Annotated in this window: 14 protein-coding genes; 6 read left to right on the top strand and 8 right to left on the bottom strand. The window is 72.8% G+C overall.

What is annotated here, in order from left to right:
• Nucleotides 1-48: 48 nt before the first annotated feature.
• From ACIPPS_RS22440 to ACIPPS_RS22430, 3 genes are read right to left on the bottom strand one after another with little or no spacing between them, the layout of a single operon-like run.
• Complete coding sequence (locus tag ACIPPS_RS22440) at nt 49-1,935, bottom strand: exo-alpha-sialidase (RefSeq protein ID WP_401434850.1); 1,887 nt, start codon at nt 1,933-1,935, stop codon at nt 49-51.
• 52 nt (nt 1,936-1,987) lie between these two features.
• Nucleotides 1,988-2,251: a protealysin inhibitor emfourin gene (locus ACIPPS_RS22435; protein ID WP_401434848.1), complete on the bottom strand. Its 264-nt coding sequence runs from the start codon at nt 2,249-2,251 to the stop codon at nt 1,988-1,990.
• 32 nt (nt 2,252-2,283) lie between these two features.
• Nucleotides 2,284-3,351: a M4 family metallopeptidase gene (locus tag ACIPPS_RS22430; RefSeq protein WP_401434845.1), complete on the bottom strand. Its 1,068-nt coding sequence runs from the start codon at nt 3,349-3,351 to the stop codon at nt 2,284-2,286.
• A gap of 291 nt (nt 3,352-3,642) precedes the next feature.
• Between ACIPPS_RS22430 and leuA the strand changes: the two genes are divergently transcribed.
• Both leuA and ACIPPS_RS22420 read left to right on the top strand, forming a co-directional pair.
• Nucleotides 3,643-5,400: a 2-isopropylmalate synthase gene (gene leuA / locus ACIPPS_RS22425; protein ID WP_401434843.1), complete on the top strand. Its 1,758-nt coding sequence runs from the start codon at nt 3,643-3,645 to the stop codon at nt 5,398-5,400.
• 271 nt (nt 5,401-5,671) lie between these two features.
• Nucleotides 5,672-6,364, top strand: coding sequence for a TerB family tellurite resistance protein (locus ACIPPS_RS22420; RefSeq protein ID WP_401434841.1), 693 nt, complete (start codon nt 5,672-5,674; stop codon nt 6,362-6,364).
• 145 nt (nt 6,365-6,509) lie between these two features.
• Here the strand turns inward: ACIPPS_RS22420 and ACIPPS_RS22415 are convergent, their stop codons facing one another.
• The 5 genes from ACIPPS_RS22415 to ACIPPS_RS22395 all read right to left on the bottom strand — a co-directional run bounded on the left by ACIPPS_RS22415 (nt 6,510) and on the right by ACIPPS_RS22395 (nt 11,748).
• Entirely contained in the window at nt 6,510-7,883 is a 1,374-nt protein-coding gene (locus tag ACIPPS_RS22415; RefSeq protein ID WP_401434839.1) for an FAD-dependent oxidoreductase, read from the bottom strand.
• A 225-nt stretch (nt 7,884-8,108) separates the two neighbouring features.
• Nucleotides 8,109-8,861 (bottom strand): anti-sigma factor domain-containing protein, encoded by a 753-nt coding sequence (locus ACIPPS_RS22410; RefSeq protein WP_401434836.1) that lies wholly within the window; start codon nt 8,859-8,861, stop codon nt 8,109-8,111.
• A complete protein-coding gene (sigK, locus tag ACIPPS_RS22405) occupies nt 8,858-9,424 on the bottom strand; it encodes an ECF RNA polymerase sigma factor SigK (RefSeq protein ID WP_401434833.1) in 567 nt (188 codons plus the stop codon). The genes ACIPPS_RS22410 and sigK overlap by 4 nt, the downstream gene beginning before the upstream one ends.
• 161 nt (nt 9,425-9,585) lie before the next feature.
• A complete protein-coding gene (locus ACIPPS_RS22400; protein WP_401434831.1) occupies nt 9,586-10,026 on the bottom strand; it encodes an ATP-binding protein in 441 nt (146 codons plus the stop codon).
• A gap of 213 nt (nt 10,027-10,239) precedes the next feature.
• Nucleotides 10,240-11,748 (bottom strand): glutamate synthase subunit beta, encoded by a 1,509-nt coding sequence (locus tag ACIPPS_RS22395; RefSeq protein WP_401434829.1) that lies wholly within the window; start codon nt 11,746-11,748, stop codon nt 10,240-10,242.
• 334 nt (nt 11,749-12,082) lie between these two features.
• On the opposite strand from ACIPPS_RS22395, the gene ACIPPS_RS22390 reads away from it, so the two are divergent.
• From ACIPPS_RS22390 to sbnB, 4 genes are read left to right on the top strand one after another with little or no spacing between them, the layout of a single operon-like run.
• Entirely contained in the window at nt 12,083-14,701 is a 2,619-nt protein-coding gene (locus tag ACIPPS_RS22390) for a Pls/PosA family non-ribosomal peptide synthetase (protein WP_401434827.1), read from the top strand.
• Nucleotides 14,698-17,805 carry an amino acid adenylation domain-containing protein gene (locus tag ACIPPS_RS22385; protein ID WP_401434824.1) on the top strand — a complete coding sequence of 1,036 codons (3,108 nt, stop codon included), beginning with the start codon at nt 14,698-14,700 and terminating at the stop codon, nt 17,803-17,805. The genes ACIPPS_RS22390 and ACIPPS_RS22385 overlap by 4 nt, the downstream gene beginning before the upstream one ends.
• On the top strand, nt 17,802-18,803 hold the full coding sequence (locus tag ACIPPS_RS22380) for a TauD/TfdA family dioxygenase (RefSeq protein ID WP_401434822.1): 1,002 nt from the start codon (nt 17,802-17,804) through the stop codon (nt 18,801-18,803). The genes ACIPPS_RS22385 and ACIPPS_RS22380 overlap by 4 nt, the downstream gene beginning before the upstream one ends.
• The gene (gene sbnB, locus ACIPPS_RS22375; RefSeq protein WP_401434820.1) at nt 18,800-19,870 is read left to right on the top strand and encodes a 2,3-diaminopropionate biosynthesis protein SbnB; all 1,071 of its coding nucleotides are present in this window, start codon (nt 18,800-18,802) and stop codon (nt 19,868-19,870) included. Before ACIPPS_RS22380 ends, sbnB begins: the two co-directional genes overlap by 4 nt.
• Nucleotides 19,871-19,913 lie beyond the last annotated feature (43 nt).

The following is a 19,913-nucleotide window of genomic DNA, read 5'->3' as shown; positions in this document are numbered from 1 at the left end:
CTAGGTCGTGTCCGGAACGTCCGGCCTGGCTCGCGACGCGGACACTTCCTAGCCGAGGGTCTCCATCCGGAGCCTGACGCGTTCCGCCGCGCCGGTGACCGTGGCGCCCTCCCGGGCCTGGGCGGCCTGGTCGGCGTCCAGGGCGGTCGCGAAGAGCCGGAGGTCGCCGAGGGCGCCCTGGAAGTGCTGGAGGCCGTCCGGCCGCGCCCCGATGTGGAGGGTGGTGGCCGGCGCGCCGCCCAGCGGGGTGATCGCGCCGCCCGCCGTCCCGTTCGTCGCCGCGGGGCCGTCGTCCACCGACAGCCTCAGCTGGGCCCCCTTCCGGGTGAGGACGACCGAGTGCCACCGGCCGTCGTTGTGGGCGCCGGCCACGGAGACCCCGGCGGCCGCCGCGGTCCCGGTGTCCACGACCGCGTGGATCTTGTCGGCGCCAGGCTCCGCGCGCAGCCAGAACTGCGGGGCGTCGTCGCCCATGCCGTACGCCCACAGGATCGGGTGGTTGCCGCCGGTCGCGGTGTACCGGAACCACGCCGTGACGGTGAAGTCGCCGGAGCCGACCGCGAGGTCGGGGGAGCAGCTCGTGGTCCGCAGCGCGTCGGCCGTGCCGTCGAACGCGAGCGCCGTGCCGGTGGAGCGCGGGGTGAGGACGGGGGCGCCGACGACGGTGGGCGAGTCGGTGTGGTCGCCCGCGCTGTCAGGGGTGCGCTGCCTGCGGACCGGGGTCTGGTTCTCGTCCAGGTCGTCCGCCGTGAAGGCGGTGAAGCGGATGGACCCGTGCGGGGTCGACTGGGCCGTCTCGTAGAGCATGCCGACCGTCTTCGGCGCCGTCAGCGTCAGGTCGGAGTAGCCCGCGAGCCCGGGTACGACGACCGTGCCGTTGGCCGACCAGGCGCCCTTCTCGTCCACCGAGCGGAGGGTGAGGTCCCGACGGTCCTCGACGGTCGAGCCGCCGGAGCGGAGGGGAGCGGAGAAGAGGATCCGGTCGTCGGCGCCGCCCGTGTCCGTGGCGCTCAGCCGCAGCAGCGAACCGTAGACCGGCGGTGAGTCGAGTCCGGCGACCGGCGTGAAGCCCGCGGCCGTGAAGCTCGCGCCGCCGTCCGTGACCACCGCCGAGAGCCGCCGCTCGTTGAAGCCGCACTCGGCACTGCTCCGCGCGTTCACGTACAGCGTCCCGTCGGTCCGCTCGACGACCGACAGCTCCCTCGGGAACGGGACGGCGGTCGTCGCGTCGTGGAAGGCGCCGGTGCTCCAGGTCAGTCCGCCGTCGTCGCTCACGTACAGCTGGGCGCCGGCGCGCTCGGCGTTCTCGTGCTCCCCCGGGATGACGAGCCGGCCGTGCCGCTGGCCCCGGCCGAGCTGGATGCCGTGCCCGGGGCCGATCGAGGTCCATGTCCAGTCCGGGTCCACCAGGTGGGGGAGGGCCGCGCCGCCGGTCCAGGTGGCGCCGCCGTCCACGCTGTTCAGGACGTGCAGAGTGCGCTTGCCGCGCTTGTTCTTCGGCGTGGCGGGCGTCCAGGTGCTGGCGGCGTACATGACCGAGACGCGGCCGGTGACGGCGTCCACGACCGGTACGGGGTTGCCGTTGGCGAGCGTGTCCGACGCTCCGGCGATCACGGTCAGCGGCTCCCAGTGCGCGCCGCCGTCCCGGGACCGCTTCATGACGATGTCGATGTGCGTGGCGTCCTGGCAGTCGGAGACCCGGCCCTCGGCGAAGGCGAGGAGGTCGCCCGACCGGGTCGTCACCAGCGCGGGGATCCGGAAGCAGGTGTAGCCCTCGGTGCGGACGGCGAACGGGGTGGACAGTTCGGGATCGATGGGCGCGGCCTCGGCGGTGGAGGCGGTGGGCACGAGCGCGAAGGCGGCCAGGACGGCGAGCAGGCACGCCCCCAGCCACCCCCAGCGCGAGCCCCGCAGAGAGGAATGATCAAGGTTCACGGTTCGGATGCTCGCACGGACACCCGGACCGCCGAGGGAGATCGGCGGGTCGCTACGCCCCTTCCTTCAACACCCTCGTGATCAGCGCGCGTTGCGCGTCCGTCAGGCGCGGGTCGGCACACCGGACGGTCGCGTCGCCGATCGTGATCTCGTACGAGAAGCCGTCCGGCACGCCCCGGCCGCCGCTCTCCCCCTCCTCCAGGACCATGCCGGCCAGGGTGTGCCACTCCCCGGCGTCCGGGACGGCCGAGGTGTCGACCTCGGCCGTCCGCTCGATGCCCGCGAAGCCGCCGGTGCGCCGCACTCGAATACGCATGGCCCAGGTCTACCAGCCGCGCCGTCCGCCGGTCAGTCGGTCGGTACGCCGACGGCCGCCCACGCCTTCAGGACGGCCTGGATCTCCGGCCCGTCCCCGTACCGCGCCTTCGCCGCCGCCACCGTGGCCGCCGCGAACTCGGAGAACCGGGTCTCGGGGGTGAGCGCGCCACCGGTCATCACGTCGTACCAGATCTGCCCGGGCCGCTCCCACGCCCGGCCGCCCAGCTCCGTCGCCGCGAGGTAGAAGGCGTGGTTCGGGATGCCGGAGTTGATGTGGACCCCGCCGTTGTCCCGGCTCGTGCGGACGTAGTCGTCCATGTGGCCCGGCTGCGGGTCCTTGCCGAGGACGTCGTCGTCGTAGGCCGTGCCCGGCGCCTTCATCGAGCGCAGCGCCGTCCCCTCCACGTTCGGATGGAACAGGCCCTCGCCGATCAGCCAGTCGGCCTGGTCGGCGCTCTGGCCGCGCGTGTACTGCTTCACCAGCGAGCCGAAGACGTCCGAGACGGACTCGTTGAGCGCGCCGGACTGGCTGAAGTACTCCAGGTTCGCCGTGTACTGCGTGAAGCCGTGCGTCAGCTCGTGGCCGATCACGTCCACCGGCAGGGTGAAGTCGAGGAAGATCTCGTCGTCCCCGTCGCCGAACACCATCTGCTCGCCGTTCCAGAAGGCGTTGCCGTAGTTCCGGTCGTAGTGGACGGTCGCGATCAGGGGCAGCCCCGCGCCGTCGATCGAGTCCCGGCCGAAGGCCTTGAGGAGGAGGTCGAAGGTGGCGCCGAGCCCCGCGTACGCGCGGTTGACGGTGGCGTCCCCGGTCGCCTCCTGGCCCTCCTCGCGGACCGTGACGCCGGGCAGCGCCGTGGCGCCCTGGGCGTCGTGGATCGTGCGCCGGGGGCGGGCGGGCCCGGCCGGCCGCGCGGCCGACGGCGTGGCCGACCGGGACAGCGCGCGGCCGGTCCGGTTGGCGGCGTCGGCGACCAGGGTGCGGCGGGCCGCGGCCGCGACGGCCGGGTTGTCGGACTGGGCCAGGTGCTCCAGCAGGTACGGCGGCACGATCGTGCAGAAGACCGGGTGGGCGGGTTCGTACGCAGGGGAGGTCATGACGGCAATGTGGCACTGCGTCATCGAGCTGTCACTAGCGGCGACCGGGATCCGCGAAATGGAGTGATTCGTCACCCTTTCCTATGATCGCCCTGCCCGTCCCGCATACTGGAACGAGATGTCCGCGCTGCGCGGACCTGAGCTAGGCTGCGGCCATCATGCGTTTCGGGCTGCTTCTCCTTAGCTGCCGCGGCGAGGGCCTGTAGTCGTAGGCCGACCCCCTCCCCGCGGGACCTGGTGTTGCGTTCGACAGTCGGCCGTCCCCTTGTTGGACCCGAGGAGCCCTACGCAATGTCCCAGCCCGTTGGCCGCCCGACGCCCATCACCAACGCCACCCAGATGCAGAAGCCGTCCGGGATGCCGGTCCACAAGTACGGCCGCTACGAGGCCGTGCACATCCCCGACCGCAGCTGGCCCGAGCAGCGCATCACCCAGGCCCCCCGCTGGCTGTCGACCGATCTGCGCGACGGCAACCAGGCGCTGATCGACCCGATGAGCCCCGCCCGCAAGCGCGAGATGTTCGACCTGCTGGTGCGCATGGGCTACAAGGAGATCGAGGTCGGCTTCCCGTCCTCCGGTGACACCGACTTCAACTTCGTGCGCTCCATCATCGAAGAGGGCGCGATCCCGGACGACGTCACCATCTCCGTACTGACCCAGGCCCGCGAGGACCTGATCGAGCGGACCGTGGAGTCCCTGGTCGGCGCCAAGCGCGCCACCGTCCACCTGTACAACGCCACCGCGCCCACCTTCCGCCGGGTCGTCTTCCGCGGCTCGAAGGAGGACATCAAGCAGATCGCCGTCGACGGCACCCGGCTGGTCATGGAGTACGCGGACAAGCTGCTGGGCGACGAGACGGTCTTCGGCTACCAGTACAGCCCGGAGATCTTCACCGACACCGAGCTGGACTTCGCCCTGGAGGTCTGCGAGGCGGTCTGTGACGTCTGGCAGCCCGAGGAGGGCCGCGAGATCATCCTCAACCTGCCCGCCACCGTGGAGCGTTCGACGCCGTCCACTCACGCGGACCGGTTCGAGTGGATGTCCCGGAACCTGACCCGCCGCCCGTACATCTGCCTGTCGGTCCACCCGCACAACGACCGCGGTACGGCGGTGGCGGCGGCCGAGCTGGCCATCATGGCCGGTGCCGACCGGATCGAGGGCTGTCTGTTCGGGCAGGGCGAGCGGACCGGCAACGTCGACCTGGTGACGCTGGGCATGAACCTGTTCTCGCAGGGCGTCGACCCGCAGATCGACTTCTCGCAGATCGACGAGATCCGTCGCACCAGCGAGTACTGCAACCAGATGGAGGTCCACCCGCGCCACCCCTACGCGGGCGACCTGGTCTACACCGCCTTCTCCGGCTCCCACCAGGACGCCATCAAGAAGGGCTTCGACGCCATGGAGGCCGACGCGGCCGCCGCCGGCAAGACCGTGGACGAGATCGAGTGGGCGGTGCCGTACCTGCCCATCGACCCGAAGGACGTCGGCCGCTCCTACGAGGCCGTCATCCGGGTCAACTCGCAGTCCGGCAAGGGCGGTATCGCGTACGTCCTGAAGAACGACCACAAGCTGGACCTGCCGCGCCGGATGCAGATCGAGTTCTCGAAGATCATCCAGCAGAAGACGGACACCGAGGGCGGCGAGGTCACCCCGGCCGCGATCTGGTCGGTCTTCCAGGACGAGTACCTGCCGAACCCGGAGAACGCCTGGGGCCGTATCCAGCTGCGCTCCGGCCAGACCACCTCGGACACCGACGGCACCGACACCCTGACCGTCGAGGCGGTCGTGGACGGCGCCGAGACCGTCCTGACCGGCAGCGGCAACGGTCCGATCTCCGCCTTCTTCGCCGCGCTGCAGGCGATCGGCGTGGACGCCCGACTGCTGGACTACCAGGAGCACACGATGAGCGAGGGCGCCTCCGCGCAGGCCGCCTCGTACATCGAGTGCGCCATCGACGGTCAGGTCCTGTGGGGCATCGGCATCGACGCCAACACCACCCGCGCCTCCCTGAAGGCCGTCATCTCGGCGGTCAACCGCGCGGCGCGCTGACCGCGTGGCGTTCTGACCGCGTGGCGTTCTGACCGCGCGGCGCGCTGACCGGGCGACGAGCGGCCTCGCACCGCCCGTCACCCGTTCAGGTCAAACTGAGCGATCCGCTCCGGAAGGCGGGTCCGCCCACCGGGGCGGGCCCGCCTTCCGGTGTCGCGTCTCGGCCAAGTCGGAGGCGATCTGCTGACGGGGTGCTGACGCCACATCAAGGATGTGGCTAACATCACTCCCCACGTCGGCAAAGTCGCCGGTTGGTCAAGGGAGGTGCGGCGTGCTGTCTGCCCGGGAGTCACGCGGACGAAAAGTAACCCTGTGCGGCATTCGTACCTCCTGGAACACCGTCGGGGACGGCGAGTTCTTCTGCGAGGAGTGCGGGGGAGACCGCAACTACCGCCGCCGGACGGGACGTCGGCGGTTCGCCGTGCTCGGAGTGCCGCTGCTGCCCCGGGGCCAGGCGGGCCCGGTCGTCGAATGCGCCGCCTGCCACACGCACTTCGGCACCGACGCCCTCGACCACCCCACGACGAGCCGCTTCGGCGCGATGCTGCGGGACGCCGTGCACACCGTCGCCCTCGCGGTCCTCGCGGCGGGCGGAACCTCGTCCTGTACGGCCGTGGACACCGCCGTCGCGGCGGTCCGGGCCGCCGGGTACGACGAGTGCACCGGCGTCCAGCTCACCGACCTGGTCGAGGCGCTCGCCGCCGACACCGGCCGGTTCCTGCCGGACGCGGACTGCGGGGGCGCCGCCCTCGCCATCGAGCTGCACGAGGCCCTGGAGCCGCTCGCCCCCCACCTGGCCGCCTCCGGGCGGGAGTCGATCCTGCTCCAGGGCGCGCGGATCGCGCTCGCGGACGGGGCGTACAGCCCCGCGGAGCGCGATGTCCTGAACACCGTGGGCAACGCCCTCGCGCTCTGCGCCGACGACACGGCCCGCCTGCTCGCCACGGCACGGACGCTGCTGTAGGGAGCGTGCCGCTTCGGCCGGGGAACGGAACGGGACGGGCCCGACGCGTCGAGGACGCGTCGGGCCCGGTCGTGTGCGGGGTCGTACGGGGAGGGCCGTACGGGGACGTTCGTACGGTCGGGCCCCATGTGGAGGGCCGTACGGGTCAGGCGAGTTCGACGCCGCTCGCGCGCAGCATGTCCGCACGCTCGACGATCTTCACGCGCTCGCGGCCCTGGGGCTCGCCCAGCGCCTTCTCGGCGGCGTCGAGGGCGTACCAGCCCTCCCACGTCGTGTACGTGACGCCCTTGCCCTCCAGGAAGGCGACGACCGCGTCGGTCTCCGGGTTCTCCGGCGTGAGCAGCCGGCCGTGGGCGAAGTCGTCCAGCAGGTTGGCGACCGTCTCGTTGGCGTCGCCCTTGGTGTGGCCGATGAGGCCGACCGGACCGCGCCGGATCCAGCCGGTGACGTACGTCGACGCCAGGTGCGCGCCGCCCTCCTCGACGACCCGGCCGCCCTCGTCCGGGACGGTGCCGCTGGCGGTGTCCCAGGGCAGCTTGGGCAGCTCGTCGGAGAGGTAGCCGACGGCGCGGTAGACGGCCTGGACGTCCCAGTCGGTGGTCGCGCCGGTGGAGGTGACGTTGCCGGTGCCGTCGAGCGCGGTGCGCTCGGTGCGCAGCCCGACGACCCGGCCGTCCTCGCCGAGGATCTCGACGGGGGACTCGAAGAAGTGCAGGAAGAGCTTGTGCGGGCGGTCGCCGACGTCGCGGATCGCCCAGTTCTCCAGGGTCTTGGCGACCATGTCGGTCTGCTTGTTCTTGCGACGCTCGGCGATCGAGCCCTCGTCGTAGTCGATGTCCTCGGGGTTGACGATGACCTCGATGTTCGGCGAGTGGTCCAGCTCGCGCAGCTCCATGGGGCTGAACTTCGCCTGCGCCGGGCCGCGGCGGCCGAAGACGTGGATCTCGACGGCCTTGTTGGCCTTGAGCCCCTCGTGGACGTTGGGCGGGATCTCGGTCGGCAGCAGCTCCTCCGCCGTCTTGGCGAGGATGCGCGCGATGTCGAGCGCCACGTTGCCGACGCCGAGCACGGCGACCTTCTCGGCCGAGAGCTCCCAGGTGCGCGGCACGTCCGGGTGGCCGTCGTACCAGGAGGCGAAGTCGGCGGCGCCGAAGGAGCCGTCGAGCTCCACGCCGGGGATCTTCAGCTCACGGTCGGCCATGGCGCCGGTGGAGAAGACGACGGCGTCGTAGAACGACCGCAGGTCGTCCAGGTGCAGGTCGGTGCCGTAGTCGACGTTGCCGAAGAGGCGGACCTGCGGCTTGTCGAGCACCTGGTGCAGGGCGGTGATGATGCCCTTGATGCGCGGGTGGTCCGGCGCGACGCCGTACCGGATCAGGCCGAAGGGGGCCGGCATCCGCTCGAAGATGTCGATCGACACGCCCGGCTCGGCGGCGGCCTCGGACTTCAGCAGCGCGTCAGCGGCGTAGATTCCGGCGGGGCCGGCGCCGACGATCGCGACCCGGAGGGGGCGGGGCATGTCAGGGTTCCCTTCGCAAGCGACGTGACGACCGATGGGTGTCGTCACTTAGGTCACCCTAATTAACGCCGGAAGCGCGGCGGTACCCGCCCCCGGTCTATGACCTCATAAGGCGGGCTTATGGGTTCCATAGGCGAGCCTTGGCTGGGGGTCGGGGGCCGGGGGCCGGGCGGTCGGGGGCCTGGGGCGTGGGGCGCCGTGCCGTCCCGGGTGGGGTGAGCGGGTTCAGGCCTCGATGGGGATGATGCCGAGGGGCTCGGTGGTGGGCTGGTTCGAGCCACCCGCCGGTTCGACGGTGATGCCGACGGCGACCGCGTTGCCCAGGGGGCCTTCGAGGACCCGCGCCGCTCGGTCGCCCGCGCTGTCCAGCAGGCCCGCGGGGCGCAGGTCGCCCGCCTCGGCGGCGTACCAGAGTTCGTACACCTTGTCACTCGGCAGGTCCGGCAGGTCGCGGGCGGTGAACGCGGCCCGGGCCTGGTCGCGGGAGACGACGATCGCCACGTCGGCTCCGTCGGCCAGCTTTCCGGTGTGCACGGTCGCGTCGGGGGCGGTGAGGACGTCGGTGAAGGCGCGGCCCGCGGAGCTGGCCTGCGCCTCGGCCTGGGTGGCCCGGGCGCGCGCGTCCTCGGCCTCCGAGTGCTGCCAGACCGCGACCGCGCCCAGCGCGGCCGCCGCCGCGACGCTCGCGGCGAGCGCGAGACGCCAGACGCGCCGGCCGCGGGGCGCGTGCCTGTGGTGGCTCCGGTCCTGAGGGGTGAGGGCGACCTCTTCCATGACGCGGGCGCGCAGCTCCTCGGGTGGCGGGACGTCCTCGGCCGAGGCGAGCAGGGCGGCGGTCCTCTCGAACTCCGCGACCTCACGGCGGCAGGCCGGGCAGCCGGCGAGATGGTTCTCGAAGGCGGCTTCCTCGGCGGCCGGGAGGGCGTGCAGCACGTACGCGGCGGCGTCGAGGTGGGGATCGTCTTCCGGCGTGGTCATGAGCCGGCCTCCAGGCAGTGGCGCAGCTGCTTGAGGCCGTTGCGCATGCGGGACTTCACCGTGCCCTCGGGGGTGGAGAGGGAGCGGGCCACCTCCAGGTAGGTCATGCCCTGGTAGTAGGCGAGTACCAGCGGCACCCGTTGGAGGCGGGCCAGGGCCGCCAGGCAGCGGTGGACGCGGCGCTGCTCGTCGTGGCCCGCGACCGTCTCGGCGACCTGGTCGAAGTCCCGGTCCGCCGAGAGCATCCCGGCGCGCCGTTCGCGGTCCGTACTCGCCCGGACGGTCCGCACCCGGTCCACGGCCCGCCGGTGGGCGAGGGTGAGCACCCACGCCTTGGCCGTGCCCCGGTCGGGGCGGAACCGGTCCGCCGTCCGCCAGACCTCGAGCATGACGTCCTGCGTCACCTCCTCGGCCTGTGCGACGTCCCGCAGGATCCGGCACACCAGCCCCATCACCGGCCGGACCAGTGCGTCGTAGACGCCGGCGAACGCGTCCCGGTCACCGTCGGCCGCGCGGAGCAGGAGCGTGTCGACGTGGGCGTCCGGTTCGGATGCGTGCGGCAATGGTGGCTCCCCATCGGGCCTCTTGTCGTCGGACGCAGGGTCGGTGCGGGCGGGCGGCCCGGCCACGTGTCGGCCGCCGCATCCGACTCTGCCGCCGATGGGGCGGTCACGCCGCACGGCCGCGCCGGCCGGGTGACTCCGGCGTGGGCGGGCGGCGCCCCTCACGGTGGCCCCCGTCGGTCGAGCGCCGGGGCGCTGAGCCGCAGGGCGACGTGCACGGTCTTGCCGCCGAGGCGGGGGACCACCGTGATGGCGCCGCCCAGGCGGCGCACGATCTCCAGGCCGAATCCGCCGCGCTGGTCGCCCGTACGGCGGTGGAGGTCGGGGAGCTCCTCGCTGTGGTCGGTGACGGCGACGTCCAGGGTGGTGCCCTGGACCGTCAGGGTCAGCTCGCAGGGGCCGCGGGTGTGGCGTACGGCGTTGGTGACGAGCTCGGAGACGATCAGGACCGCGTCGGCCGGGTGGGCGCATCCGGCCGCATCCAGCCATCGTGCCGCGATGCGGCGGGCGACGGCCGGGCTGCGCAGGCAGCAGGGCAGGGCCACGGCATGGCGGGTCACGGTGGGTGGGGGAGGCGACAGGGGTGGTGCGGTGACGATCATGACCGCTCCTCGGAGACGAAACATCCTGTGTGAGGGATTCGGAGCCGTGGCGGGCTCGGATGACCGGACCGGGCGGCGGTGGTGCCGGGCCCGGCGTGTCCGGGGCCGCCGGCGCGCCCCCGCGCCCACATCAGTCCCGACCGTCGTGGCCGCCTGCCGCGACTGCCGCGAGCGCCGCGAGGGCCTCGAGCGCCGCGAGGGCCTCGGCGGCCGTCACGCGAGCGGGCGGTCCGTGGCCCTGATGGGGGCCGGAAGCTCGGTGGCCCCGCGCAGGTACCGGTCCGCCGCCGCGGCGGCCGCTCGGCCCTCGGCGATGGCCCACACGACGAGAGACGGACCACGCCCGGCGTCGCCCGCGACGAACACCCCGGCCGCCGCCTCGGACTCCCCACCCGCCGCCGCGGGGGACGACAGGGCCGCGAAGTCCGGGGTACGGGCGAAGGCGCCCCGACCGTCGGGCGCGAGGCCCAGGGGGCCGACCAGGCCGGGATCGTGGCAGGGGCCGCGGAAACCGAGCGCGAGCAGCACCAGTTGGGCCGGAAGGACGCGGGCCGTGTCGGGGAGCGGGCGCCGGGCCGTGGGTTCGACCTCGCTCAGCACCACTGCCAGGACCTGTCCCGACACGTCACCGTCGAAGCGAACGGTGACGGAGGAGAAGGCCCTGGGGTCGGCGCCGTCGCGGGCGCACGCCTCCTCGTGGGCGTGGGACGACCGGTAGAGCTTCGGATGGACGAGCGGCCATGGTTCGTCGACCGTACGGTCGTGGCCCGGCAGGGGGTTGACGTCCATCTGGACGACGGAGGCCGCCTCCTGGCGCAGGGCGGTGCCGAGGCAGTCGGAGCCCGTGTCGCCCCCGCCGACGATCACGACGTCCTTGCCCCGCGCGGAGAGGGCCGCGGGCACGGGGCGGGGGCCGATGGCGCGGTTGGCGGCCGTGAGGTACTCCATGGCGTGATGGATGCCGCCCAACTCCCGTCCTGGGCAGTCCATGTCGCGTGGTTCCGTCGCTCCGGTGGCGACGATCACGGCATCGTGCGCGGCCTTCACGTCGGCCGCGTCCAGGTCACGGCCGACATCGACGCCGGGGCGGAACCGCGTCCCTTCGTCCTCCATCTGCCCGATCCTGTCGTCCAGTCGCTCCTTGGACATCTTGAAGTCCGGTATGCCGTAGCGGAGGAGCCCGCCGACCCGGTCGGCCCGTTCGTAGACCGTGACCGCGTGCCCGGCGCGGGTGAGTTGTTGGGCCGCCGCGAGCCCCGCCGGCCCGGATCCCAGGACGGCGACCGAGCGGCCCGAGGCCCGTGTCGGCCGCAAGGGGCGCACATGGCCGCGCGCCCACGCCTGGTCGGCGATGGCCTGCTCGACGTTCTTGATCGTCACGGGCTCGCCGGTGAGCGCGAGCACACACGCGTCCTCGCAGGGGGCGGGGCAGAGCCGGCCGGTGAACTCGGGGAAGTTGTTGGTGGCGTGGAGCCGCTCGGAGGCCATGGCCCAGTCGCCGTGGGCGGCGTACACGTTCCATTCCGGAATGAGGTTCCCGAGCGGGCAGCCACCGTGGCAGAAGGGCACACCGCAGTCCATGCAGCGCCGCGCCTGTGCGGAGACGACCGGCAACAGCGGCTGACCCGCGTGCACCTCGTCCCAGTCGCCGACGCGTTCGTCGGGGGGTCGGGAGGGTGGCGGTCGCCGGGGGATGTGGAGGAAGCCGAAGGGGTCGGTCATGGTGCCCTCAGCACGGCTGTTCGGGAGACCGGTGTTCCTGCCCCTCATCGTACGTCCGGGGGTGCGCCGACCCGCCCCTCGTCGCCGACCGGAAACCGGCGGACGGATCGGGCGGACGGATCAGGCGGCTGGATCGGGCGGCTGGATCGGGCGGCTGGATCGGGCGGCCGGATCGGGCGGCCGGAAATCGATAAGTCGGTATATCGCCACATACGACCCGGCATCGGCAACGAATCCCCTGTATGGACGTCCTGCCGTCGGCCCCGCCGACAGAGGAAGGGCCCACGCCCAGCAGGCGGGACGACCGACACCGCACACCTTCCAGGGAGACCTGATGAGAGCCAAGCCGCTCGACATGACGGCGACCACCCCCGTCTCCGTCGCCCCGGCGTGCAGCGAGCCGATGGACACCGGTCCGATGGATACCGATCCGCTGGACACCGGTCCGATGGACACCGCAGCCGTGGAGGAGCTTCTCACCCGCCTGCTCTCCGAGGTCGCGCGGTGGGAGTCCGTCCCCCCGGACAGCGACTTCTTCCATGACCTGGGGGCGGACTCGCTGCTCATGGCGCACTTCTGCGCGCGCGTGCGGAAGCAGCCCGCGCTGCCGTCGCTGTCCATGAAGGACGTGTACCAGCATCCGACGATCCGCGGCCTCAGCGTCGTCCTGGCGGAATCCACCGCGACGCGCCCGCCCGACGGCGGCCGGGCGGCGACGCCCGCGACGCCCGTGACGTCCGCCGTCGCGCCCGACCGGCCCGTCGCGCCCCCCGCCGGCCTCGGCCGACCGCATCCGGTGCTCTGCGGTCTGCTGCAACTGCTGAGCTACCTCGGCTACGTCCTCCTCGTCGCCGTCATCGTCACGCGGGGATACGAGTGGATCTCCGCGGGCAGCGGACTGCTCGACGACTACCTGAGGTCCGTGGCGTTCGGCGCGGCCGTGCTCCTGATCCTGTGCACCCTGCCCATCGCGGCGAAGTGGCTGCTCATCGGACGCTGGCAGCCAGGACGGATCCGCGTCTGGAGTTTCGGCTACGTGCGGTTCTGGCTGGTCAAGACCTTGGTGCGGGCGAACCCGCTGGTGCTGACGGTGGGATCGCCGCTCTACTCGCTCTATCTGCGCGCGCTCGGTGCGCACGTGGGCCGGGGGGTCACCATCCTCTCCCGCAGCGTGCCCGTATGCACCGACCTGCTGTCCGTCGGCGACCGTACGGTCGTCCGCAAGGACGCACTGATCAGCTGCTACCGCGCCCGCGACTCCGTGATCGAGACCGGTCCCGTCACCCTCGGCCGCGGCGCCGTCGTCAGCGAGTCGACGGTCGTGGACATCGGCACGTCGATGGGCGACGGCGCCCAGCTCGGCCACGCGTCGTCGCTCCACAGCGGCCAGGCGGTCCCCGCCGGGGAGCGCTGGCACGGCTCGCCCGCGCAGCCCGCCGACAGCGACTTCCGAGGCGTCGAGGCCGCGCGCTGCGGCAGCGCAAGGCGAGCCTTCCACGGCGTCGGGCAGGTCCTGTTCGCCGCGATGATCGTCGCGCCGCTCGCCGCCGGAGGCCTGGACGTCCTGCTCTCCAAGGCCCCGCAGCTGGCGGAGGTGCTGGAACCCGGGCCGGCGGCCCTCACGGGCTGGGGCTTCTACACGGACCTGCTCGCGGGGACCGCCCTGGTGTTCTTCGGCGGGATTCCGGTCGCCCTGCTGCTCGTGGCGACGGTGTCCCGCCTGGTGGGCCGGTTCGTGATGCCGGGCCGCGTGTATCCGCTCTACGGCTTCCACCACACGCTCCACCGTCTGTCGACGGTGCTGACCAACCGCAGGAGCCTGATGCGGCTCTTCGGCGACAGCACGGCCGTCGTGCACTACCTGCGCTGGATCGGATACGACCTGTCCCGCGTGGAGCAGACCGGCTCGAACTTCGGCACGGTCGTGAAGCACGAGAGCCCCCGAATGAGCTCCGTGGGCCGGGGGACGATGGTCGCCGACGGCCTCTCCCTCATGAACGCGGACTACTCCAGCACCTCGTTCCGTCTCACCCCCACCCGGATCGGCGCCCGCAACTTCCTCGGCAACAAGATCGCCTATCCGGCGCGTGGCAGGACCGGGGACAACTGCCTCCTGGCCACCAAGGTCATGGTTCCGGTGGACGGCCCGATCCGGGAGAACGTGGGTCTGCTCGGGTCGCCCAGCTTCGAGATTCCGCGCTCGGTCTTCCGTGACAGCACCTTCGACGACGTCCGCACCGGCGCGGAGTTGCGGCACCGCCTCGCGGCGAAGAACCGGCACAACGCCCTGACCATGGCCTGGCATCTGGCCACCGCGTGGTTCTACCTCTTCCTCGTCACCGTGCTCTTCGCCGGAGCCACTGACCTGTACGCCCAGACGGGGCTGTGGGCGTTCGCGCTGGCCAACGCCGTTCTGCTGCCGCTCACGGTCCTCTACTACGTGTTGGTGGAGCGGGTCGTCACCGTGTTCGCGCCGCTCGGGCCGTTGTTCTGCTCGATCTACGACGAACGGTTCTGGCGGCGTGAGCGGTACTGGAAGGTCCCCTCGGAGACGTATCTGCAGGTGCTGAACGGCACGCCGTTCAAGAACGGGGTCTGGCGGCTGCTGGGGGTCCGGATCGGCAAGCGCGTCTTCGACGACGGCTGTTCCCTGCCCGAGCGGGCCATGGTGACGATCGGCGACGGCTGCACGCTCAACGCGGGGAGCGTCGTCCAGTGCCACTCGCAGGAGGACGGCGCGTTCAAGTCGGAGCCGAGCCGGCTGGGCGCGGGCGCCACGCTCGGCGTGGGCGCCTTCGTCCACTACGGCGTGGCGGTCGGCGCGCGCGCCTTCCTGGCGGCCGACTGCTTCCTGATGAAGGGCGAGACGGTCCCCGACGACGGCCGGTGGGTGGGGAACCCCGCCCGGCCGGCAGAGCTCCACGACGACGACGACGGAGGCGGATTCCGATGACGGTCGCACACGAGACGCCCTCGACCGGGGGCAGCCCGGCCGCCACCGTGGGCCAGGCCGCAGGGCAGCGCGCGGGACAGGCCGCGGGGCAGGCCGCGGGGCAGGCCGCAGGGCAGCGCGCAGGGCAGGCCGCAGGGCAGCGCGCGGGGCAGGCCGCGGGGCAGGCCGCGGGGCAGGCCGCGGGGCAGCGCGCGGGGCAGGCCGCGGGGCAGCGCGCGGGGCAGGCCGCGGGGCAGGCCGCGGGGCAGGCCGCGGGGCAGGCCGCGGGGCAGGCCGCGGGGCAGCGCGCGGGCCAGGCCGCAGGGCAGACCGCCGTGCCCCGCTGGACCAGGGCCGCCGTGCCCGGCTCGGCCGAGCACACGGTCGCCGTCCCGGACGGCATGACGAGCGCGCTGCGCGAGCGCGCCCGGGAGCTGGGCGTGCGCGTGTCGGCCGTACACCTGGCCGCACATGCCAAGGTCCTCGCGGCGCTCTCCGGGGATCCGGCGGTGCTCACCGGCCGCGTCCTGTCACCGGGGCGGCAGGTGCCCTGCCGGATGCACGTCGGTCCGGGAACGTGGCGCGACCTCGTCAGTGAGGCCGCGCGGGCGGAGGAGCGTGCCACTGCCGAGCCCGAGGCCCCCGCCACCGAGGCCTGCGCCCCCGACGCCCCCACCACCGGGGCCTCCGCCCCCGGATCCCCCACCTCCGGATCCCCCACCCCCGGATCCCCCACCCCCGGGTCCTCCGCCCCCGGGTCCTCCGCCCCCGGGTCCTCCGCCCCCGGGTCCTCCGCCCCCGGGTCCCCCGCCCCCGGGTCCTCCGCCCCCGGGTCCTCCGCCCCCGGATCCCCCGCCCCCGGATCCCCCGCCCCCGGGTCCCCCGCCCCCGGGTCCTCCGCCCCCGGGTCCCCCGCCCCCGGGTCCCCCGCACCCGAAGCCCCCCTCCCCGAGGTCGTCTTCGATCCGGACGGGCACGGGCCGGTGCTCCCCGGCGACGCGGTCCTGTGCGTCACGGTGGGCGAAGAGGCCGGCCGGCACGTCCTGAGGCTCCGCTTCCGCGCGGACACGCTCGACGACGACGCCGCCGCGCGGACAGCCGGCTACCACCTCGCGGCGCTCCGCGCCCTCCTGGCCGACCCGGACTCCCGGCACGACCGCCAGTGCCTGCTGTCGGCCTCGGAGATCCGCTTCCAGGTCGACCGGCTCGCCGGACCGCGCAGGCCGCTGCCCGACCAGAGGTTCCACGAGCTGTTCGAGGAGCGGGCGCGCCGGCATCCGGACACCGTCGTCGCGGTGCATCGCGGCCGACGCTGGACCTACCGGGAGCTGAACCTCCGGGCCAACCGCATCGCACGGACCCTGCGCGCCCAGGGGCTGCGCCGCGAGGACACCGTCGGCGTGGTGCTCCCTCGGGACCTGTACTGGATGGCCTGCGTCCTGGCCGTCCTCAAGGCGGGCGGTGCCTACCTGCCCGTCGACCCGGACTACCCGTCCGAACGCATCAGCACGATGCTGGGGCGCGCCGCCTGCCGCTTCGTCCTCACCGAGCCGGGCAGCACCGGGCACCTCGACCGGACGACCGGAGCGCCGTCGCCGTGCGTGGTCGACGCCCCGTCCGTCGCGGAGTGCGCGAGCGACAGCCGTGACCTCGGCCTGCGCGTACCGGCCGACGCCCTCGCCTACGTCTTCTTCACGTCGGGATCGACCGGCGAGCCCAAGGGAGCGATGGTCGAGCACGCGGGCCTGCTCAACCACCTTCTGGCGAAGACGGAAGACCTGCGGATCGGTGCCGGATCCATCGTCGCCCAGACGGCGTCGCAGTGCTTCGACATCTCGCTGTGGCAGCTGCTCGCCGGGCCCCTGGTGGGCGGCCGGACACTGCTGGTGGAGCAGGAGGCGGTCCTGGACGTCCACCGGTTCCTCGACCTGATCGCCGAGCAGCGGGTGAGCGTGCTCCAGGTCGTGCCCTCCTACCTCGACGTCCTGGTCTCGGCCCTGGAACGCACCCCCCGTGGGTTGCCGGACCTGCGGTGCGTCTCGGTGACCGGCGAGGCCCTCCGCGCCGAGCTGGTGCGGCGGTGGTTCCGCGTCCGTCCAGAGAGCCGCCTGGTCAACGCGTACGGACTGACCGAGACGTCCGACGACACCCATCACGAGGTGCTTCGGGGCACGCCCCCGGACGACCGGATCTCGCTGGGGCGGCCGATCCGCAACGTGCGCGCCTACGTGGTGGACGACAACCTGATGCCCGTCCCGCTGGGAGCTCCCGGCTCCATCGTCTTCTCCGGGGTCTGCGTGGGCCGCGGTTACGTCAACGACGCGGACCGCACGGCCGAGTGCTACCGCGCCGATCCGCTCCGCGCCGGTGAGCGCCTCTACAAGGGCGGGGACGTCGGCCGTCTGCTGCCCGACGGGAAGCTGGAGTTCCTGGGCCGCCGGGACGCGCAGGTCAAGATCCGGGGGTTCCGCGTCGAGATCGGCGACGTCGAGAGCGCGCTGCTCCGCGTGGAGGGGGTGAGCGACGGTGCGGTCGTGGTCACCGGGGCGGAAGGACACGCCAGCCAGCTGGTCGCCTTCCACAGCGGTGACCCGGGCCTCGGCTCCGACCGCCTGCGCGCACAGCTCGGCACCCTGCTCCCCGCCTATATGGTGCCGTCCTCCTGCCACTGGCAGGACACTCTCCCGCTGACGCCCAACGGGAAGATCGACCGCACAGCACTCGGCGCGCTCGCCGACGCACTCGCCCGCGGCGACGCCCATGGGCACGCCCCGCGCACCGCCACCGAGAAGCGACTGGCCGAGGCGTGGGCCGCGGTGCTCGACGTACCGGCCTCCGTGATCGGGCGGGGGGACGGCTTCTTCGACCTCGGGGGAACGTCCCTGTCCGCCGTACGGCTCGCCGTCGCCCTGGACCGCGTGGTGACGCCGCGTGACCTGACGACGTGTCCGGTCCTGGCGGAGCTGGCCGTGCTGGTCGACGCCCGCACCGGAACGACCGGTCCGACCGGTCCGACCGGTCCGACCGGTCCGACCGGTACCCCGACCCGCCCGACCGCACCGCAGAACACGACGCGACAGACCACACCGCAGAACACGACAGGAGAGAAGAGGGAAACGTCATGAGGACCGCACTGTTCCGCCGTCAGGAACCGTCGGCACCGCCGGCCCTGCCGGAGATCGAGACGTCGACGGGAAGCGCGGGAGCGGCGGCCTGGGCCGCCGAGCACCGCGACCGCGTGCTCGCCGTCGTCGCCGAGCACGGCGCGGCCGTCGTGACCGGTCTCGGCCTGCGTACGGTGTCCGACGTCGAGACGGTCTTCGGACAGCTGGGAGTCCGTCCGGCTCGGGAGACCGAGGGGTTCGCCGCCCGCACGCCGCACGCCGACGGCGTCTACTCCTCGGTGGCCTGGCCCGCCCAGCAGCCGATGTGCATGCACCACGAGCTGAGTTACGCGGGGCGGTTCCCCGGTCTCCTGCTGTTCGCCTGCCTGGAGGCGCCCGCCGCGGGAGGAGCGACCGCGCTGGCCGACGCCGCCGCCGTACGGGAAGCCCTTCCCTCCGAGGTCGTGGACCGGTTCGAGCGGGAGGGCTGGCTGCTCAGCCGCGCCTACCACGAGGAGATCGGCACCAGCCTCGCGCAGGCCTTCGGCACCACCGACCGCCGTGCCATCGACGCCTACTGCCGGGACCACGACATCGTCACCGACTGGCAGCCGGACGGGTCACTGCGCACCCGGCAGCACCGCAGCGCGGTCGTCCGGCATCCGGGGACCGGCAGGCGCTGCTGGTTCAACCAGATCGCCTTCCTGAACCAGTGGACGATGGACCCGGAGGTGCGTGCGTTCCTGATCGAGGAGTACGGCCTCGGCGGGCTGCCGTTCAACACGTCCTACGGCAACGGCGACAGCGTCGCCGCCGGGACGGTGGAGCAGATCAACAAGGCCTACGAGAGCCACACCGTCCGCAGGCCGTGGCAGGCCGGCGACCTGATGCTCGTCGACAACATCCGCACCGCCCACAGCAGGGAGCCCTACGAGGGAGCCCGGCACGTGGTCGTGGCGATGGCGGACCCGAAGCGGCAGGCCTCGCCCGTCGCGCAGACGAGGAGCGCAGCGATATGACCGTCACCCAGCCCCTGTTCGGCCCCGCCCGGTCCCCGGAGGAGATCACGGTCCCGCCGTTCGCGGTCGTCCCGGGGCGCCAGATCAAGCAGGTCCTCGACGGCCGCGAGGCGACCGTGACGGACGTGGTGGAGTCCGCCTACCACCTGCACGCGGCAGGGCGAACGGTCAACCCCGCCTCGACCTTCCTGCGCTTCCCCGACCGGCCCACCTCGCGCATCATCGCCCTGCCCGCCTCCCTGTCCGGCGACGCGCACGTCGACGGGCTCAAGTGGATCTCCAGCTTCCCGGCGAACGTCACCTCGGGGATTCCGCGGGCCTCGGCGGTCCTCATCCTCAACGACCCGGTGACCGGCTACCCCTTCGCCTGTATGGAGGCCTCCGTCATCAGCGCCGTCAGGACGGCGGCGTCCGCCGCCTCCGCCGCGAAGTGGCTCAGTCGGGGCCGCCCGCGGGCCTCCCGGGTCGGATTCGTCGGGACCGGCCTGATCGCGCGCCACATCCACACGTACCTCCGCGGGACCGGCTGGTCCTTCGACGAGATCGGCGTCCACGACCGCTCCGCCGAGAGCGCCGCGGGCTTCCGGCTCTACCTGGAGCAGTCCGGCACGGACGGGCGCGTCACCGTGCACACCGATCCCGAACAACTCATCCGTAACAGCGACCTGCTGGTCTTCGCCACCGTGGCCAGCACCCCGCACATCACCGAACCCGCGTGGTTCGACCACCATCCGGTGGTCCTCCACGTCTCCCTGCGCGACCTCGGTCCGCAGACCCTGCTGTCCGCCACCAACATCGTCGACGACCCGGACCACTGCCTGCGGGCGCAGACGTCACCCCACCTCACCGAGCAGCTGACCGGGAACAGGGACTTCGTCCACGGCACTCTCGCCGACGTCATGTCCGGCCGGGTCTCCGTACCGACGGAACGGACCGCGATCTTCTCGCCGTTCGGCCTCGGCGTCCTCGACCTGGCGGTCGGCAAGTACGTCTACGACCAGCTGGCGAGCGCCGGTGACCTGACCATCGTCGAAGACTTCTTCGACGAGCTGCGCCGGTACGGATGAGCGACGAACCCGTCGTCCCGCGCCGACCGGCCGCAGCCCCCGA

It is taken from the genome of Streptomyces sp. NPDC090127 (assembly GCF_044746945.1).
In the GTDB taxonomy this organism is placed as follows: domain Bacteria; phylum Actinomycetota; class Actinomycetes; order Streptomycetales; family Streptomycetaceae; genus Streptomyces.
The sequence above is the reverse complement of the archived record's forward strand: the minus strand, read 5'-3'. Positions and strand labels throughout refer to the sequence as shown.

Coding starts and splice junctions, on each gene's coding strand:
- ACIPPS_RS22380 (WP_401434822.1), top strand. CDS start 17,802: ATGAGGACCGCACTGTTCCGCCGTCAGGAACCGTCGGCACCGCCGGCC.
- ACIPPS_RS22410 (WP_401434836.1), bottom strand. CDS start 8,861: ATGACCACGCCGGAAGACGATCCCCACCTCGACGCCGCCGCGTACGTG.
- ACIPPS_RS22415 (WP_401434839.1), bottom strand. CDS start 7,883: ATGCCCCGCCCCCTCCGGGTCGCGATCGTCGGCGCCGGCCCCGCCGGA.
- ACIPPS_RS22400 (WP_401434831.1), bottom strand. CDS start 10,026: ATGATCGTCACCGCACCACCCCTGTCGCCTCCCCCACCCACCGTGACC.
- ACIPPS_RS22430 (WP_401434845.1), bottom strand. CDS start 3,351: ATGACCTCCCCTGCGTACGAACCCGCCCACCCGGTCTTCTGCACGATC.
- ACIPPS_RS22390 (WP_401434827.1), top strand. CDS start 12,083: ATGAGAGCCAAGCCGCTCGACATGACGGCGACCACCCCCGTCTCCGTC.
- ACIPPS_RS22385 (WP_401434824.1), top strand. CDS start 14,698: ATGACGGTCGCACACGAGACGCCCTCGACCGGGGGCAGCCCGGCCGCC.
- sbnB (WP_401434820.1), top strand. CDS start 18,800: ATGACCGTCACCCAGCCCCTGTTCGGCCCCGCCCGGTCCCCGGAGGAG.
- leuA (WP_401434843.1), top strand. CDS start 3,643: ATGTCCCAGCCCGTTGGCCGCCCGACGCCCATCACCAACGCCACCCAG.
- ACIPPS_RS22395 (WP_401434829.1), bottom strand. CDS start 11,748: ATGACCGACCCCTTCGGCTTCCTCCACATCCCCCGGCGACCGCCACCC.
- ACIPPS_RS22435 (WP_401434848.1), bottom strand. CDS start 2,251: ATGCGTATTCGAGTGCGGCGCACCGGCGGCTTCGCGGGCATCGAGCGG.